Source organism: Streptomyces sp. NPDC001848, from assembly GCF_042891915.1.
Classification (GTDB): Bacteria; Actinomycetota; Actinomycetes; order Streptomycetales; family Streptomycetaceae; genus Streptomyces.
The window spans coordinates 1-1,430 of sequence record NZ_JBIATP010000052.1 but is presented as its reverse complement, the minus strand read 5'-3'; the positions used below and the strand labels follow the sequence as shown (position 1 = coordinate 1,430).

Below are 1,430 nucleotides of genomic sequence, written 5' to 3'. Positions count from 1 at the left end.
TCGCAGATGGCGGCGCCGGAGGTGATGGAGGCGCCGACCTCGGCGTTCAGGCCCTTGATGGTGCCGGCCTTGTGGGCGTTCAGCGGCTGCTCCATCTTCATGGCCTCCAGGACGACGACCAGGTCGCCCTCCTTGACCTCCTGGCCCTCCTCGACCGCGACCTTGACGATGGTGCCCTGCATCGGGGAGGCGAGGGTGTCGCCGGAGGCGACGGGGCCGGACTTCTTGGCCGCGCGCCGCTTGGGCTTGGCGCCGGCCGCCAGACCGGTGCGGGCCAGGGACATGCCCAGGGAGGCCGGGAGGGAGACCTCCAGGCGCTTGCCGCCGACCTCGACGACGACCGTCTCGCGGCCCGGCTCCTCCTCGGCCTCCGCCTCGGCGGGGGCGGTGAAGGGCTTGATGTCGTTGACGAACTCGGTCTCGATCCACCGGGTGTGGACCGTGAAGGGGCCCTCGGAACCGTGCACTTCGGGGGCGAAGGCCGGGTCGCGCACGACCTTGCGGTGGAACGGGATCGCCGTGGCCATGCCCTCGACCTGGAACTCCTCCAGCGCGCGGGCGGCCCGCTCCAGGGCCTCCTTGCGGGTACGGCCGGTCACGATGAGCTTGGCCAGCAGCGAGTCCCACGCCGGGCCGATCACGCTGCCGGACTCCACGCCCGCGTCCAGGCGCACGCCGGGACCGGACGGCGGGGCGAACGTGGTCACGGTGCCGGGGGCGGGGAGGAAGTTGCGGCCGGGGTCCTCGCCGTTGATGCGGAACTCGAAGGAGTGGCCCCGCAGTTCGGGGTCGTCGTAGCCGAGCGGCTCGCCGTCGGCGATGCGGAACATCTCGCGGACCAGGTCGATCCCGGCGACCTCCTCGGTGACCGGGTGCTCGACCTGCAGACGGGTGTTGACCTCCAGGAAGGAGATGGTGCCGTCCTGTCCGACCAGGAACTCGCAGGTGCCCGCGCCCTCGTAACCGGCCTCCTTCAAGATGGCCTTCGAGGCGCGGTACAGCTCGGCGACCTGTTCCTCGTTCAGGAACGGCGCCGGGGCCTCCTCGACCAGCTTCTGGTGGCGGCGCTGCAGGGAGCAGTCGCGGGTGGAGACGACGACCACGTTGCCGTGCTTGTCGGCCAGGCACTGGGTCTCCACGTGGCGGGGACGGTCCAGGTAGCGCTCGACGAAGCACTCGCCGCGGCCGAAGGCGGCCACCGCCTCGCGCACCGCCGACTCGTACAGCTCGGGGACCTCTTCCAGGGTGCGGGCGACCTTCAGGCCGCGCCCGCCACCGCCGAAGGCGGCCTTGATGGCGATCGGCAGGCCGTGCTCCCGAGCGAAGGCGACGACCTCCTCGGCCCCGGAGACGGGGTCGGGGGTGCCGGCGACCAGGGGGGCGCCGGCGCGCTGGGCGATGTGGCGGGCGGCGACCTTGTCACCCAGGTC

The 1,430-nt window shown here is 72.4% G+C and carries 1 protein-coding gene; it reads right to left on the bottom strand.

The genetic code is table 11. The features are described from left to right. A partial coding sequence (locus ACFYZJ_RS39385) for an acetyl/propionyl/methylcrotonyl-CoA carboxylase subunit alpha (RefSeq protein WP_388577223.1) occupies window positions 1-1,430 on the bottom strand: 1,430 nt, incomplete at both ends.